Origin of the sequence: Silvimonas soli (assembly GCF_030035605.1) — a bacterium.
Taxonomy (GTDB): Bacteria; Pseudomonadota; Gammaproteobacteria; order Burkholderiales; family Chitinibacteraceae; genus Silvimonas; species Silvimonas soli.
In genome coordinates this window covers 1,184,123-1,198,585 of the sequence record NZ_CP106736.1, presented here as the reverse complement: position 1 = coordinate 1,198,585, position 14,463 = coordinate 1,184,123, and the positions used below count along the sequence as shown (strand labels likewise).

Genomic DNA, 14,463 nt, shown 5'->3' with positions numbered 1-14,463 from the left:
TTTGCGCCGGTCAAGGCGCTCCTCCGACGGGAAGCGTCTGCGGTTCATTCAGCGGCAGATAAGTCAGCGACACTGCATCGCGGGTGACTTTATCCACTCGGTAGATACCTAGCAGCACTTCTCCTTGTTGTACTCGTCCCAGCGCGTCACAGCGCGTGCACAGAACATATTGTTGTCCAGCAACCTCAATCACCACCTGATCGCCTTGTGGATCATGCCAGGTGGCCACGACGCGCATGGGCAGCGGCGGTGCCACCGGCTTGGGCGTTGGCGTGGGTTTGGGTGTCGGAGTGGGCGGTGGTGGCAGTGGTTGCCAGTTTTGCCGTGGAAACAGATCAACAAATGCGGCGGCCGAAGCCGCGGAGGCCTTGGATGCGCCCGATGCCAGTTTGCCAGCCACAACGCTGGCGGGCGCACTTGCAGCCTGGGCGTTACTGTCAGCAGCTTCGCTGGCGATTTGCGCAATGCGCGCCGGGCGGGCGCGGGTTTGCAGGCGCGAGCCATCCGCCTGGTCGGCATCGGCCTGACGGCCTTGCCACCAGGTATAACCAGTCAGCAGCAGGGTAACAGCGAGCACAATCTGCAGCGGGCGCGACAACATCAACGCACCTCCGTCAGATAGCTCAACTGCAATTGCATGAACAACATGTCTTCATCAATGCGCCCGCGCGTCAGAATCAGCGTTTCCACGCGTACGCCTGGCTGCGCCTGCAGGTCTTCAACCAGCGCGCGGATATCTACATAACGGCCCTGTGCCGGAAACTGCACGCCGTAGCGCACCAGATGTCCGTCGGCTTCGGCGGAGGATTTGTAGTCACTTTGCGAAATGGCAATGTGATGCTTGTCGCCCCACAGGCTGACGTTGCGCAAGAACTCGGTAAAAGTGTTGGGTGTTTTCAGCGGCGGCAGCCCGGCTACGGTCGATGCGGCAATGGCGTTGCTTTTGAGACGTCGCGCCATGTCTTGCACATCCGCTTCACGCCGGTCCAGATCACGATTGAACGGCACCACGGTCTGCCGATAAATCAACACGCCAGCCACAATCAACCCCAGCCCGACCCAGCCGAGCACACCGGCGTACTTGGGCCATTGCCGCAAAGTCCAGATGAATTGGGCTTGCTTCATGGGCGCGGCTCCCGCCACAACACTTCCAGCGCCGACTGAGTAGGCTTGAACGGATCGGTAATCTTGGTGCCCTGATGCGCCAGCGTCACTTTGCTCACGGCGGGGTTGCGCGTCAGCGTATCGACCAGCAGCAGCGAGTCATTGAGCGTGCGCGATTCCAGTTCCAGTTTGACGTCGCGATCGGACGTGTTGATCTCGAGCTTGGTATACGCCAGATTGGGTTGCCAGGTTTTTTCCAGCAGATTGAGCGCAAACAGCGGGCTGATCAGCTGGTTGCGGCGGATCGTGGCGATCTTGTCATTGGCTGGCGTTTCTTTACGAGCCGCTTGTTGTGCTTGTTCCTGCTTCTTTTTCAGCCACGCCACCTGGTCTTCGCGCTCGGCGATCTGGTCGCGGCGTTGCTTCGCAATGTCTTGCTGGGTCATCGCCCACAACAGTACCACCACGCCGATGGTGGTCAACGCCAGGCCCAGCCACGGTGTATTGGACGGTTTGCGATGAAAATCGAGTTGAACTGGCTGCATGTCAGATCTGCCCGGCCACAGGTTGCCCCGGCTGCGGTTCGCGCCAGTCGGCCGGATAAGCAAAACGCGCATGCACGCCGCCCAGCCATTGCAGGCTGAAGTCGGTGGCTTGCAGGCCAGATAACTGAATGTCCGACGACACCACGTAAACTTGCTTGGGCATGAAATCAGAGACCAGCATGGCGGCATCGCGCACCAGCGCGGCAATGTCTTCGCCTTGCGGGCGCGGCACCAAGGCAAACGGCAGGGTGATGGCGCTGCGCCAGCCAGAGCGCCAGAACACACAGGTGGCGTGTTCAGCTTCAATTAGCACAAGCACAAACTCTTTGCCCTTCAATTGCTTGTGATGACGATTGATGGCGGTGGTGAGCAAGGGCTCGCAATGCGTCAGGCGCAGTTTCTGAGTGCGGGCCAGTTCGACCAGGGTCTGATACAAACCTTGATCCAGCGCTGCCGCCAGGCGCGGTCTGCCATATGGCCCCGGTGCTACCTGCACTCGCCAGGTTTCGGTGCCGACATCGTATTGCTGGCTTAGCAGCACGCGGGCATAACCTTGCCAGTCGGCATCGCGCTTGAGGTTGTCTTGCCACGGCAGCACGGTGTAGCGCACCCACGGCGCACCGATCATCAACTGCAAGGTATCAACGCCGATGCGCCCACGCGGACGTTCAGCCAGCAATTGCTGCAGCCGCATGACCACGTTGTCGGTCGTCAATTGCTCAAGGGCAACCTGACGCCGTTTGGGCAGCTCTTTGCTCCACATCGGGCTGCTGGCCAGCAACAAATGGCGCCGGGAAAACCACGCGTGATGGTTAATCCACAAATGTGACACGGTTCACCTCCTGCAATGTGGTTTCCCCGCGTGCCACCACGGCCATGGCCGCTTTACGCATGCTGATAAAGCCCAGACCGGACGCCAGTAGTTTGATTTCCACCGCCGGAGCACGGCTGGCGATGGCTTGTTTGAGTTCGTCGTTCAGCCGCAAGACTTCGGCAATGGCTTTGCGCCCCAGGTAACCGGTGCCGCGACAAGCCTGGCAGCCCGTGCCTTTACGGAAACGCCAGGCGGCGGTTTGATCACGCGTTACGCCGGAAGTCGCCAGCAGTTCGTCATCGGGGTTGTCGTCGGTCATGCAGTGCGGGCAAATCTTGCGGATCAGCCGCTGTGCGACCACGCCAATCAGCGCATCGACAAAGCTGTTGGGTTCCACGCCCATGTGCATGAAACGGTCCAGCACCGAGAACACGTTGTTGGCGTGGACGGATGTGAGCACCAGGTGACCGGTCAGCGCGGCCTGCACCGCAATGTTGGCGGTTTCGCCATCACGGATTTCGCCGACCAGAATCTTGTCCGGGTCGTGCCGCAAAATCGAGCGCAAGCCGCGGGCAAAGCTGAGGCCTTTTTTGTCATTCACCGGAATCTGCAAAATACCCTGCAACTGGTATTCCACCGGGTCTTCAATGGTGATGATTTTTTCTTCGCCGCTATTAATCTCGGACAGCGTGGCGTACAGCGTGGTCGATTTGCCCGAACCGGTCGGCCCGGTCACCAGCAACAAGCCGTACGGCTCGGTGGCCAGACTGCGGATATTGGCCATGGTGGTGTCATCAAACCCCAGGATGTCCAGCCGCAGGGTTTTGAAGGCGTCGCCCGTGTTTTGTTTGTCCAGAATCCGCAGTACTGCGTCTTCGCCAAAAATCGACGGCATGATTGACACACGAAAATCGACGTCGCGCCCATTCATGATCACCTTGAAGCGGCCATCTTGCGGAATGCGCCGCTCGGAGATATCCAGCTCTGCCAGTACCTTGATGCGCGAGATCACCTGCTCGGCGGTTTCCACACCGTTGGCACCGCCGATATGCAACAGCACACCGTCGATGCGGTATTTGATCGCCAGCCCGCTGACGGTGCTTTCCATATGGATGTCCGAGGCTTTGGCTTTCAGCGCATCGTACAAGGTGGAGTTGACCAATTTGACGACCGGATTGGTGTCATGCGCCAAGGTCGCCAGCGAGATTTCCGGCACGCCCGCGTGACCGTTTTCGCTGTCCGAACCGGTGGCCAACTGGTCCATGGCGCGGTGCGAGGTCTCGAAGCTTTCCAGGTAAGTGCGCACATCATCGTAATGCGCCAGCACCGTGATAAACGGCAGCGCCACACGTTGTTGCACCCAGTTGCGGGTGACGCGATCAAACGGATCGCCCAAGACCAGCCGCAAGGTGCCGTCGACATCTTCGGCCATCAGGCATTGGTGGCCGACCGCGTCGCCATACGGCAGCAAGTCATAACGTGGAAACTGCGCTGACAAGTCTTCACGACCCAGCGCGGGCAGACCCAGAAAGTGGCTGATTTCCTGGCGATAACCGTCGTTATCCAGCCCCAGGGTTTGTTGCAGCAACAGTGGCAAACCGGCTTCACTGGCGTTCTGGCGCAAATGGGCAATCAGCTCAAGATTCAGGGCGGTCATTGCATGCTCCCTGCGAGCTGGAAGATCGGCATATAGAGCAAGAACACGATGGAGCCGATCATTACGCCAATCAGCAACATCAAAATGGGTTCAAACAAGCGGGTAAACATCTCGATGGCCCGATCCAGTTCTTCATCACAGAACTGCGCCGCGCGTTCGCTCATGGTCGCCAGCTCGCCACTTTGCTCGCCCACGCGCAACAATCGTTCGGCCACTGGCGTGGTCAGGCCGTAACGGGGCAGGGTGGAAGAAAGCGACTGGCCGGATTTGATATCGACAATGGCTTGGGTGAGTGCCAGGCGCATCGGCGTGGGCAGCAACTGCGCCGCCAGTTCCATCGCGGCCACCAGCGACACCCCACCCGACAACAACAAGCCCACAGTGCGATAAAAGCGGGTGAGAGAAAACAAGCGGCGATAGTCGTTCATGCGTGGCAAGCGCCAGAACGTTTCGGCCAGTGCTGCTTTCACCGCCGGGGTCCGCAATAACACCACCGCCAGGATGATCGTGCCGATGATCCCGCCAAACAGCACTTCACCGTGCTGGTGCACCAGCTCACCCCACCACAGCAATACTTCGGCGGCGAACGGCAGGTTTTTCATGCTGGCGTAAATCTGGCTGAATTTGGGGATCACATAAAACAGCAAAAACAGCATGATGCCGCCGCCGATGGTGATGATCACCATCGGGTAAATCAGCGCCGAGATAATCTTTTTCTTGACCGCTGCAAGCCGCGATTCGTAATGGTGATAACGCTTGAGCGCGTTGGCCAGGTGGCCGGTTTTTTCGGCAGAACCCACAGTGGCGATATACAGCGGCGGAAAGTGTTCCGGCATCTGGCCCAGCACTTTGGAAAAGGTCTGCCCTTGGTACAGGCCATCAATCATGATGCCCAGCACCACGCGGTTGCCGTCGGCGGCGCTTTTTTCCTTGAGAGTTTCAATGGCTTCGACCAGCGTTAAGCCGGCTTCGAGTAGTGCAATCAATTCCTGGGTGAACAACGACAGCGCAAAGTCGCTTTTACGCAAAGTGAGCCGTTGCACGGGACGTGCCGAAACCAGAGCCGACCCCTGCGCCGCGAGCCGCTCTTTCAGCTCGGCTTCGTTGGCAGCGTCCAGCTCCAGTTCCTGCAGATTACCGGCAGAAAGGGCAGTCACCTTGTAGCGCATGGCGCGGGGCCGTCGCTGATCAGTTATTGAAAGTAGGAAATGTCGGCGTCCTCATCCGAGCCGCCAGCCTTGCCGTCGGCGCCGTAGGAGATGAGGTCAAAGTCGTGGCCGTTTTCACCTGGGCGGCGATAGACGTATGGGTGATCCCACGGATCGTTGGGCACGTCCTTGGTCAGATATGGCCCTTGCCACTTGGTTTCGTCGTTGGGCTTGCTGTTGAGCGAGACCAGACCCTGCTCGGTGGTGGGGTAGTGACCCACATCCAGACGATAATGATCCAGCGCATCGGCGATCGATTTCATCTGGCTGGCAGCGGTTTTGATCTTGGCTTTACCCACTTCGCCAAACAGCTTGGGGCCGACATAGCCGGCCAGCAGGGCGATGATCAACAGCACGACCAGCAATTCGAGCAGCGTAAAGCCGCCTTGACGCTTACGACGATATTGCATTGCTTGTATCTCTACTTTTGTTTTTACCTTCGTCGGTCACGCCTTTTTGTTCTGGCGTAACTCCATCCTCGAATCGCATCGTATACGGCACTTTTCACACCGGCAAGCGAGGGATACGACGGGAGAGGGAAGGTGTGCGAAATGAATCGGTATTGTTCGATAAACCCACAGCAGGCTGACAGCCAGCAAACAGAATCTACAACGGTTGCACAAAAAATGGTCAGAAAATCAGATGTTTGTCGGCTACAGGCAACAACTTGCGTGAGGTTTTGCAGATTGTCTGAAAATACCCGCCGTTGAACCGGTGAGGCCGTCCGCTCATACGCATTGCACCGCGATGTGTTGCTGTTGATCCGTGGGTTATGGCAATGGCGTGCCCTGATGAAACACCATTTGCCAGCGATCCCGCGTGAGTCGCCAGATAGAGCTACGCAAAGAGTCGGCGGCGGGGCGCTGGGCTGTGGCGACTCTGTGTGCATGGTAAGTGACCAGCGCCACACTGTCGGCCAGCAGGTTCAGTTTGAAATCGCTGATCTGCCGTGTGGAAAACGCTTCGCCTGCCAGCGCGCTGATAACGGCAGGTTTGGTCCAGACCGTTCCCGCCACACCCAGCTCAAAGTAGTCATCGGCCAGCAACTGATCCAGCGCCTGAGCGTCAGCCCGCACTGCTTGCGCGTGTAGCAGACCTTCTCGTGCCAGCAAATGTGCGGCCAGATCAGCGTTGGAATTCCCGGGTGATTGCGCAGGGTTGGGCATCGTGCGATTTTTGCGAAAAGATAGACCTGCTGATCATAGAACCCGTAATTGCGCAGCGCCAAGCTTGTGCGCCAACGCATGCAGTTCAGCCAGTAGTTCGGGCGGCGAGATCACTGCAAACGGAAACGGCAGTTGCGCCAGCTGGCGCGCCATCCAGTCCAGCGTGGTGACCTGGCTACGCAATCGCACGCCGTCGGTTGTAGCTTCCAGCACGCCCAGTTCGGCATAGATTTCGTGGCGGGCCTGGTCCAGCGTGGTCTGCAGTAACACTTCAACGGTATGGCTGCGCGGCATGACGGCCACGGATTGGGTCAGATATCCCAAAATATCAAAGCCGGTCGGGCGCAGAAAACTGGCCGGGATCGCATGCACACTCACAATGCGATCCAGCCGGAACGAGCGCAAACCGGCGCGCAGATGACAATGGCCAACCGCATACCAACGCCCAGCGCGGTAAGCCAGCCCGTAGGGATCAAAGTCGCGCTCGGTTTCGGCGTTCTCGGCGCGGTAGTGCAGATGAACCCGTTGTTGTGACTGAGCGGCGGCACTGAGGGTGAGCAGTGCTTCGTTATCGTGAGCGGGCGCGGCTTGGGATAAATCCAGCGTCACGGTTTCTGCCACCGCTCGCAGGCGCCGCTTCAAGGTGCTGGGCAGTACTCGCTCCAGCTTGGCTTGTGCGCTGCTCACGGCGGGTGCGGCTTCGGCCAGCCCCAGACTGCGCGCCGCCAGCAGTCCCAGCGATACCGCCAGCGCTTCTTCGTTGGTGAACATCATTGGCGGCAGCTTGAAGCCGTGCATCAAGCGATACCCACCATCGCGCCCGCGTTCGGCGGTGACGGGAATACCCATCTCCTCTAGCTGGGCGATGTAGCGTCGCAGCGTGCGGGTATCTATTTCCAGCTGGCGGGCCAGTTCACTACCGCTGACCAATCCCTGGGTCTGCAGCATTTCCAGCAACGCCAGCAAGCGATGTGTCGGATTAGCCATTTATGCATATTACATTTTAATCAGGGCGGTTTATGTCCTGATTGGCTCTTACAGTGGTCTTGCGGCAAACGGACCGCATCGGATCAGAAAGCGTGCTGAGGAGCGACAAACATGGGCGACACTGCAAATTTGTGGGTTTATTTTCTGCTGGTCTTTGGCGTGATCGCCTTACCGGGCATGGATATGGCGTATGTCATGGGCAGTGCCATGACCAGCGGCCGTCGCGCCGGTCTGGCAGCGGTAGCGGGCATTGTGGTCGGCGGCGTTTGCCATATGGTGATGAGCACCACTGGCATCAGCCTGGTGCTGCAATTGTTGCCGGGCGCTTTCACGCTGATGTTGATCGCCGGAGTCGCTTATATGATCTGGATCGGCTGGTCGCTGAACCGCTCAGCCAGCGTGGCTGTGGATGTTTCGGTCCAACGCGCCCGCACCCCGGTGGCGAGTTTCAAGCGGGCAGTGCTAACCAGTTTGCTCAATCCCAAGGCTTATCTGTTCATGCTGGCGGTATTTCCACAGTTTATCCGTGCCCAGGCCGGGTCGATCTGGGCGCAGGCCTCGGTGCTGAGTGCCATTACCGCTGCCACGCAGACCAGCGTTTATGGCGGGCTGGCGCTGCTCGCGGCGCAAGTCCCGTCCTGGCTGGCGGCGCATCCACACGCCAATCGTATCGTCGCCCGGCTGGTGGGCGGCTTGCTGATTGTGGTGGCGCTGTGGGCGCTCTGGCGCGGCATGCCGGTAGTGCATCTGCCGCCGGTATATGTGTCGGTGGCGTTCACACTGAATTTGTTTAACAGCTAATCGCCGGAAAACGGCCAGTTGTGGCCGTGAAGCTTTAAACTTGCAACCTTGCCTTCATTGCCGGACCTGACCGATGTCGTTTGCTGCCCTGGGTTTGATCGACCCGCTCCTGCGCGCGCTGGAAACCCTCAAGTATCAAACTCCTACGCCAGTGCAGGCGCAGGCTATTCCCGCTGTGCTGGCAGGGCGCGACCTGATGGCCGCCGCGCAGACTGGCACTGGTAAAACCGCTGGTTTTGCTTTGCCGCTGTTGCAGCGCCTGGCCCAGGAAACCACGCCGGTTGCCAGTAATTCTGTGCGGGTGCTGGTGCTGGTACCCACGCGGGAACTCGCCGAACAAGTGCACCAGAGTTTCAAGGATTACGGCGCTCACCTGCGGCTGCGTACGCTGGTGGCTTATGGCGGCGTGAGCATCAATCCGCAAATGATGGCGCTGCGCAAAGGCGTGGATGTATTGGTTGCCACGCCGGGGCGTTTGCTTGATTTGTTTGGCCATAACGCGGTCAAGCTGAATCAGGTGCAAACGCTGGTGCTGGATGAGGCCGACCGCATGCTGGATCTGGGCTTTGCCCGCGAGCTTGATAGTGTGTTTCGCGCGTTGCCACAGCGGCGGCAGACATTGTTGTTCTCGGCCACGTTTTCAGACGAAATCCGCCAGATGGCCAGTGGCATCCTGCACGACCCGGTCAGCGTGTCGGTGAGCCCGGCGAACTCCACCGTGCAAAAGATCAAGCAGTGGGTGGTGCCGGTCGACAAGAAACGCAAAACCGAATTGTTTACCCACTTGCTGCAAAAGAAGCGCTGGAAGCAGGCGCTCGTGTTCGTCAAAACGCGCAAAGGTGTCGATCAGTTAGTGGATACGCTCAGCGGTATGGGTTTCAGCGTGGATTCAATCCATGGTGATAAACCGCAGCCCGCCCGTCTGCGTGCGCTGGATCGCTTCAAAGCGGGTGAAGTGAACATGCTGGTCGCCACCGATGTTGCCGCACGCGGGCTGGATATTGATGATTTGCCGCTGGTGGTGAATGTTGATCTGCCCATCGTGGCGCAAGACTACGTGCACCGGATTGGCCGCACAGGCCGCGCCGGGGCGACTGGCGAAGCAGTGTCGCTGGTGTGCGCGGACGAAGTGCAAATCCTCGCGGCGATAGAAGCGCTGACCCGGCAGACTTTGCAACGGGTGGAAGAACCCGGTTTCGAGCCCGAACATCGGGTGCCACAGACGGATGCTTCGGGCCAGATACTGAAAAAACCGAAGAAACCCAAAAAGCCGAAGGTGCCAGGGCAAGCTAAGCCAGCGGTTGGTGGCAAGCCGGGGAATGCTGCTGCGCCAGCGGGGAACGTCTTGCGCAAAAAGCCACGGCCACCGGCTAAACCTGGCGTTGCCCAACCGGCGGGCGCAAAGCCCGCTACCGGGAAGCCAGTCGGGGCGAAACCGGCTGACAATCGGCCTGCGAGCAACCGTCCCAGTGGACCCAAGCCAGCAGGCAAACGCTCCCGTCAGCCGTAACGGGTGTCTGGGTGGTGCTACCCAACTGCGCTGCCCAGCCAGGAAACGTTAGCCGCCGGGCAGATTCACTGTTGCTCTAAAACAATGGCTGATTCTGCGCCGCAGCCGACTTGGGCCGCCCGGGCAAGGGCATCGGCTTGGCAATCATTGCTTCGGTGGGGTAGAGCGTCAGAAAACTGCGCGCCAGCTCCGGGTCTTTGCACTGCAACCAGGCGTCGTACTCACGCTCGGGCACGATCACCAGCGAGCGTTTCTCGTCGCCAGGCTTATGCATGCGCCGCATCAGTGGATGCGCGTCGGCGTTGATGGTGATCTGGGTGAACGAATAACTCACGCCTTCATCGGGTTCACGCCACGCCCGCAGCAAACCGGCCACCGCAAATGGCTCGTCGCTGGCCATGCCAATCTGCCAACGCTCGGCTTTACCGGATTCATAACACGGTTCAAAGAAGCCAGTCATCGGCACCAGGCACAATTGCCCGCGCAGCCACGGCTGGCGATAACTGCGTGTTTCACCCAGCGTTTCCGCCCGCGCATTCATGGTGCTGTAACGCACGCCATCGGGCATGCGGCGCCTGGGGATCATGCCGTAATTACCCACCAGCACACGGCGCTGTTGTTCAACGGCGACCAGGATCGGCGCTTGATAGTCCTGCCACGCCTCTTGCGGCCAGTCGTGCTCAATGGCGTTGTCGGCTTCGAAATACTCGACCAGTTGTTTGGGCTGCGGGGGAGTGTAGTTAACGCACATGGCGTGTCCGGTTTCTGCAATGACCAGCGATGCCAAAGTTAAACAGACCCCGCCCGCAATGGCAACGGCCAATCAATTACCCAGTTCGTGTTCCACATAAGCCGCCCAATCAAACTTGGGACCGGGGAAGTCCAGTCCGTTGGCAAGGCTCAATTCACGGACTCGGCCACTGTTGATGGCGTCGTTCATGGCGCGGTCAAACTGGCTGGCGAGCGCTGTGCCGCGCCATTTACCGGACATGGCGAAGTAACCGGCAGAGAACTGGATCGGCGGATCGAGTGGTATGACAGCGCTGGCATAAGGCGGTCTGCTTATCAGAGGGGCGAAGTTGCGTTCATTGCCTGCCAACAGGCTGATGCGGCCGGTGAGCAGCAGGCGCAAGGCCTGGTCGGTTGAATCCACTTCGACCAGACTCAACATGGCCCGAAAAGCGTCGAAATGATCTCCCAGCGACCAGCCCCGCACGATGGCAATCGATTGCCCTTTCAACGCGGATAACTGGCCGTTCCAGAGTTGAGGTGTCTGTTTCAACGCGAAAAACAGCGCACGGTCTAGATAAAACGGGCGGCTCAGATAATACATATCGAGCAACCGCGCCCGCGTGCGATAGGGGCCAATCAGAATATCGGCCTCGTTGTGCGCCACCATGGCTTGCGCCCTTTTCCAGGGCAGCAATTCCACATTGCAATGAAAACCGCTTTTGTCGCCCAATTCATTGAGCAAGGTAATTGCCAGACCTCTTGGGCCTTGCGGGGTCGATTCCGTCAGGCTGGTAAATTCTGTGCCAACACAGCGCAATTCGGTGACGGCAATGGTGTGGGCGGCAATGCCGGACAGCAGCAGGCAGATCATTGCCCGTGCCAGCCAATGACGAGTCGATACGTGAAGTGGCCACCGTGGCTGGTTCATGAAGTGGGGTATCTATGCATGATGAATCAGCATATCACGGCCAAGCCAACGTCATAATGACGGAGCCCCAACTGAACAAGCCGGGCTTGTTTCTGGCCTGAGATCAGGCGTTGGCTGGCCGTTGAGTGCTAATGAATTCGCCAGTGATTGGATAACCAGATTCGTTCCTGATTTGCACTTCGGCCACATGTTCAATGGTAAAGCCGGTTTGAGTCAGCAACGCCAACAGATCATCATGGCGATGGCTATATCTGCCACTGGTATTCAATTGCCAGGCCTGTTCGGCGGCGGCAGGCGATTTCTCTGTGCTGAATAACAGTCTGCCGCCCGGTTTGAGTTGGCGATAAATCAGCGTTAATAGCTTATCCAGGCGGCCAATATAGATAAACGTATCCATGCAGGATATGAGATCGAACTGCTCGTGGCAGTCCTGCAGATAGCTGGCGATATCGGCTTTGTGTAGTCGGGAATAACAGGCCCTGGCAGTGGCTTGCTCCAGCATGGCCTGGCTCAGGTCGATGCCGATCAGCTTGTGGGTATACGGCTGAATGACTTCACCAATCAACCCGGTGCCGCAACCCAGATCAAGCGCAGCCAATTGCCCGGCCGGTAGCGCCAGGCTGGCCAGGTAATCCTGCACCAGTTGCGGACCGCAATATTTCAGACGGCCAAGGATAATGTCAAAACTGCGGGCAAAGCCGTTGAAGGTGCTTTCAACATAAGCACTACTGCATTGTTCCGGCGCCGCCTCCGCCTTATAAGCCGCCAGTAAATGCAGGGCTTCAGCGTTGCCCGGGTCGGCTTGTAGCCAGTTTTCAAATACGGCCAGCGCGTCGTCGGTGCGCCCGAGCGCGTGGTATGCCTGGCTCAGCAGGATGCGCGATTTGCTTTGCTCCGGGGCCGCAACCACGCCGCGATAATTAAACTGTCGCGCTTCGTCATAACGTTGCCGCTTCAGGCATAGGGCCGACAGCAAATACCACGCGTCCGGGCAATCTGGATTAATGCGCGTGGCGCCGGTGTAACACTGTTCGGCACGCACATCGTCATGATCGGCTTCAAACGCGGTGCCCAGATTGGTCCAGTAAAAATACTGATACGGGTCTAGCGCAATCGCGTTGGTAAATGCCTCAATGGCGGCGGCAGGCTGTGCTTGCCGGGACAGCACAATGCCCAGGTTGAAATGCCATTCGGCGTGCGTATCATCCAGCGCCAAGGCTTGCGTGAGTTGCGCAAATGCTTCGGGCAAGCGATCGGTTTGCTGCAACAAAAAGCCCAGGTAATGCCTGGCCTGGGCTTGATCTGGTGTACTGGCCAGAATGTCGCGGTAGAGTATTTCCGCCCCAGCCAGGTCGCCGTCGATATGCTGGCGCATTGCGCTGGCCAACAGTGTCTGGATACTCGCCCCTTCGGTCATTGCGGCGCTGCCTTTTGCCCAAGTTGTGGAGCCCACTCATCCAGATTGGCTGAATGGACCTGTGTGTTGCCGCATCATGCCGCGTGTTCCAACTGATAGCCAGTGGCTGTTGGGCGAGTAAGTGGCTTGTCCGGGATAGCAGCGTTGGATCGGGCTGAACGCACACGACCGGCGTGATTACCAGCCCACCGCCACAATCAAATGGGTCGGGTTGTTGCAGCCAATGTCGGAAGAATGACTCCCCACATCGTCATAAGAAAACCCGTAGGCCAGGCCGCCGATGCCGTGCTCATGCCAGAACCGCGCGTAGTAATTGGCCGGTGCTGCCGGGTAGAACGCGCTTTGCGGCACGGTGCTCCAGAACTTCGGGTTTACCAGCGTGCCGTCGGCCTTGAAGGTGCCAGGTTTTTCAGCCACGTGCCGTTCCACCGCAGCGATCAGGTCGGGGCGGGAGCCATCGGCAAAGCGTAAAAACGGCGTTGGCTTGGGCACGATGCTCGGGTCAATCCCGTTGGCTGCCCAGACTTGATCGATATACGCGTTGTAATACGCCGCATTGGCGCCAGTGGCGGCGAAGTTGTTGGCCGCACCCGGTTCCACAATCCGGTACGGCGCAAATTGTGTGCCGGTGGCTTGAAACTCTGTGGGGACATCTGCCAGATATTTCTGGAATGTCACGCTGCGATCTTCCAGGAAGGTCCCGTAATCCTCGCCGCGTGCCACGTCGGTGCCATCTGCGCACTGTAGCCGGATCGCCAGCTTCAGCCCAAAGGCATCCACCCGCGTGGTGTCGCCGTTGAAGTTCCACGGCTGGCTGCTGTTGCTGCGGCCCAGATTGAATTCGATGAAATCGTAATAACTGCTGGCGCCGGTGGTGGCTGCGGCCTGGTTGGGCGCAATAAAGAAATACATGCGCGCGGAGTTGATGCCCGGCATGTCGTAGACAGGGTTGTCGGCAATCGAATGGAACTCGCTCACCGGCGTATTTGCCGCCGAGGTGCCGGAGATCTTCCAGAAAATCTGGCTATCCGGCACTTTGCCATTGGTCTGGTTCACAAACGAAACCGTCATCGCCTGCGTGGCTACTGGCAAAGCGCCCGGGTTGCCCCAGAAACTGGCCGGTGGCGAGCCATCGGCATTGGCGTTCAACGCAAGTGTGGCACCCGTCGAAGCAGTGGTGCCGCTGCCGTTGGATACCGCCACAGCGTAGCTGGCACCCGCATCGGTGCTGGCTGCGGCCGGAGTAAAATAATTGGGCGTGGTCGCGCCGGTGATCGCCGTCCCGTTTTTGTACCACTGAAACGCTGTGGCGCCAGGCGCAGTGACAAAGAAGAAACCCTGCTGCCCCACCGATACCGTTTGATTGGCAGGCTGCGTGGTAATGGCCGGGCCGTTTGCTGTGGTGGTCAGTGGCAGTGGCGGGGCATTGCCAACCGGCACGGCAGGGTTGGCTGCGGCAGAAGAATTGCCGCTACCACCGCCGCCGCCGCAAGCGGTTAACAAGGCAATTGCGACAGCCAGCGCAGCTAAAGGCGCAGCACGTTTTACTGCTTTTGAATTCAACATGGTCTTATGCCTTTGAGCGTGCGCGGGA

The 14,463-nt window shown here is 58.8% G+C and carries 15 protein-coding genes; 2 read left to right on the top strand and 13 right to left on the bottom strand.

Annotated elements, in window-relative coordinates; translation table 11 throughout:
- Positions 1-10 precede the first annotated feature (10 nt).
- The 9 genes from N7220_RS05475 to N7220_RS05435 all read right to left on the bottom strand — a co-directional run bounded on the left by N7220_RS05475 (position 11) and on the right by N7220_RS05435 (position 7,481).
- Positions 11-601 carry a hypothetical protein gene (locus tag N7220_RS05475; protein ID WP_283150456.1) on the bottom strand — a complete coding sequence of 197 codons (591 nt, stop codon included), beginning with the start codon at positions 599-601 and terminating at the stop codon, positions 11-13.
- Positions 601-1,125 (bottom strand): hypothetical protein, encoded by a 525-nt coding sequence (locus N7220_RS05470; protein WP_283150455.1) that lies wholly within the window; start codon positions 1,123-1,125, stop codon positions 601-603. Before N7220_RS05470 ends, N7220_RS05475 begins: the two co-directional genes overlap by 1 nt.
- Positions 1,122-1,649, bottom strand: a complete 528-nt coding sequence (locus tag N7220_RS05465; protein WP_283150454.1) for a hypothetical protein — start codon at positions 1,647-1,649, stop codon at positions 1,122-1,124. The genes N7220_RS05470 and N7220_RS05465 overlap by 4 nt, the downstream gene beginning before the upstream one ends.
- A gap of 1 nt (position 1,650) precedes the next feature.
- On the bottom strand, positions 1,651-2,481 hold the full coding sequence (locus N7220_RS05460; protein WP_283150453.1) for a hypothetical protein: 831 nt from the start codon (positions 2,479-2,481) through the stop codon (positions 1,651-1,653).
- Entirely contained in the window at positions 2,462-4,120 is a 1,659-nt protein-coding gene (locus tag N7220_RS05455; protein ID WP_283150452.1) for a GspE/PulE family protein, read from the bottom strand. Before N7220_RS05455 ends, N7220_RS05460 begins: the two co-directional genes overlap by 20 nt.
- On the bottom strand, positions 4,117-5,289 hold the full coding sequence (locus N7220_RS05450; RefSeq protein ID WP_283150451.1) for a type II secretion system F family protein: 1,173 nt from the start codon (positions 5,287-5,289) through the stop codon (positions 4,117-4,119). The genes N7220_RS05455 and N7220_RS05450 overlap by 4 nt, the downstream gene beginning before the upstream one ends.
- A gap of 23 nt (positions 5,290-5,312) precedes the next feature.
- Positions 5,313-5,738, bottom strand: coding sequence for a type II secretion system major pseudopilin GspG (gspG, locus tag N7220_RS05445; RefSeq protein ID WP_283150450.1), 426 nt, complete (start codon positions 5,736-5,738; stop codon positions 5,313-5,315).
- A gap of 360 nt (positions 5,739-6,098) precedes the next feature.
- Positions 6,099-6,494 carry a nuclear transport factor 2 family protein gene (locus N7220_RS05440; protein WP_283150449.1) on the bottom strand — a complete coding sequence of 132 codons (396 nt, stop codon included), beginning with the start codon at positions 6,492-6,494 and terminating at the stop codon, positions 6,099-6,101.
- Positions 6,495-6,527: 33 nt separating this feature from the next.
- On the bottom strand, positions 6,528-7,481 hold the full coding sequence (locus N7220_RS05435; protein ID WP_283150448.1) for a helix-turn-helix transcriptional regulator: 954 nt from the start codon (positions 7,479-7,481) through the stop codon (positions 6,528-6,530).
- A gap of 111 nt (positions 7,482-7,592) precedes the next feature.
- Here N7220_RS05435 and N7220_RS05430 point away from each other — a divergent pair, with 111 nt between their 5' ends.
- Together N7220_RS05430 and rhlE1 are read left to right on the top strand one after the other, a co-directional pair.
- On the top strand, positions 7,593-8,282 hold the full coding sequence (locus tag N7220_RS05430) for a LysE family translocator (protein ID WP_283150447.1): 690 nt from the start codon (positions 7,593-7,595) through the stop codon (positions 8,280-8,282).
- Between the two features lie 73 nt (positions 8,283-8,355).
- Positions 8,356-9,792, top strand: coding sequence for an RNA helicase RhlE1 (gene rhlE1 / locus N7220_RS05425; protein WP_283150446.1), 1,437 nt, complete (start codon positions 8,356-8,358; stop codon positions 9,790-9,792).
- Positions 9,793-9,868: 76 nt separating this feature from the next.
- On the opposite strand, the gene N7220_RS05420 is transcribed toward rhlE1, so the two are convergent.
- The 4 genes from N7220_RS05420 to N7220_RS05405 form a co-directional block, all read right to left on the bottom strand.
- A complete protein-coding gene (locus N7220_RS05420) occupies positions 9,869-10,543 on the bottom strand; it encodes an SOS response-associated peptidase (protein WP_283150445.1) in 675 nt (224 codons plus the stop codon).
- A 72-nt stretch (positions 10,544-10,615) separates the two neighbouring features.
- Positions 10,616-11,452, bottom strand: a complete 837-nt coding sequence (locus tag N7220_RS05415) for a substrate-binding periplasmic protein (RefSeq protein WP_283150444.1) — start codon at positions 11,450-11,452, stop codon at positions 10,616-10,618.
- 103 nt (positions 11,453-11,555) lie between these two features.
- Complete coding sequence (locus tag N7220_RS05410) at positions 11,556-12,869, bottom strand: methyltransferase domain-containing protein (protein WP_283150443.1); 1,314 nt, start codon at positions 12,867-12,869, stop codon at positions 11,556-11,558.
- Positions 12,870-13,046: 177 nt separating this feature from the next.
- A complete protein-coding gene (locus N7220_RS05405) occupies positions 13,047-14,435 on the bottom strand; it encodes a beta-1,3-glucanase family protein (RefSeq protein ID WP_283150442.1) in 1,389 nt (462 codons plus the stop codon).
- Positions 14,436-14,463 lie beyond the last annotated feature (28 nt).